This window comes from Acinetobacter sp. 228 (assembly GCF_048147885.1).
On sequence record NZ_JAYWYV010000166.1, the window covers coordinates 1 to 1,656 of the forward strand.

Here is a 1,656-nt window from a genome sequence, read left to right on the forward strand (position 1 = left end):
TTGCTATTATTTCCCACCCCGATGCCGGTAAAACCACCATGACAGAAAAACTGTTGTTATGGGGTAAAGCGATTCAGGTTGCAGGGATGGTAAAAAGCCGTAAATCTGATCGTGCAGCTACATCTGACTGGATGGAAATGGAAAAAGAACGTGGTATTTCGATCACCACGTCTGTTATGCAGTTCCCATATAAAGGTCACACGATTAACTTACTCGATACACCGGGGCACGAAGACTTCTCGGAAGATACTTATCGTACCCTTACTGCTGTTGACTCTGCACTGATGGTGATTGACGGTGCAAAAGGTGTCGAAGAACGTACCATCAAATTGATGGAAGTGTGTCGTATGCGTGACACACCAATTATTTCATTCGTCAACAAAATGGACCGTGAAATTCGTGAGCCACTTGAGTTGTTAGATGAAATTGAAAACGTCTTGAATATTCGCTGTGTACCAATTACATGGCCACTTGGTATGGGTCGTGACTTTGCTGGTGTATACAATATTCTTGAAGATAAATTGTATGTCTACAAAGCAGGTTTTGGTTCAACCATTACCGATATTGAAGTACGTGATGGCTATAATCACGCCGATATTCGTGAAAAAGTTGGTGAGTTAGCTTGGGCTTCTTTTGAAGAGTCACTTGAGCTTGTACAAATGGCAAATGAGCCATTAGATCGTGAACTTTTCTTACAAGGTAAACAAACACCTGTTTTATTTGGTACAGCATTAGGTAACTTTGGTGTTGACCACGTTCTCGATGCATTTATGAACTGGGCACCTGAACCTAAAGCACATCCAACGCAAGAGCGTATGGTTGAAGCAAAAGAAGAAGGTTTCTCTGGCTTTGTATTTAAAATTCAAGCCAACATGGACCCTAAACACCGTGACCGTATTGCCTTCATGCGTATTTGTTCAGGTAAATACGAGAAAGGCCTGAAAATGAATCACGTACGTATTGGTAAAGAAGTTCGTATTAGTGATGCGTTGACTTTCCTTGCAGGCGAGCGTGAGCACTTAGAAGAAGCATGGCCGGGCGATATTATTGGTTTACACAACCACGGTACAATCCAGATTGGTGATACTTTCACTAGCGGTGAAAACTTGCACTTCACAGGTATTCCTCACTTCGCGCCGGAAATGTTCCGCCGTGTACGTTTGAAAGACCCATTAAAGTCAAAACAGTTGCAAAAAGGTTTGAAAGAGTTGTCTGAAGAAGGTGCAACTCAGGTATTTATGCCACAAATTAGCAATGATTTGATCGTGAGAGCTGTGGGTGTACTTCAGTTTGACGTTGTTGCTTACCGCTTGAAAGAAGAATATAAAGTTGACTGTGTTTATGAGCCAGTAAGTGTAAATACGGTACGCTGGATTCATTGTGATGATGAAAAGATTCTTAATGAGTTTAAGAAAAAGGCACATGACCAACTTTCTATTGATGGTGGCGGACACTTAACGTATCTTGCGCCTAGCCGAGTGAATTTGCAGATTATGCAAGAGCGTTGGCCTGATATTGAGTTCCGTAGCACACGTGAACACTAATCATGTAAATGTGACAAACAGCTTCGAATAGAAGCTGTTTTGTTTTGAAAAATAAGAAAGGATGATGAAATGAACTTGAGTAAAAAGACAATTATTGCGCTTGTGGTTGCAG

General features: G+C 41.4%; 1 protein-coding gene. It reads left to right on the top strand.

Going from position 1 to position 1,656, the window contains the following annotated elements; genetic code table 11:
- Window positions 1-1,544: peptide chain release factor 3 (locus VXQ92_RS16995; RefSeq protein WP_416682607.1), on the top strand; the 1,544-nt coding region annotated here is incomplete at its 5' end.
- Window positions 1,545-1,656: the final 112 nt, after the last annotated feature.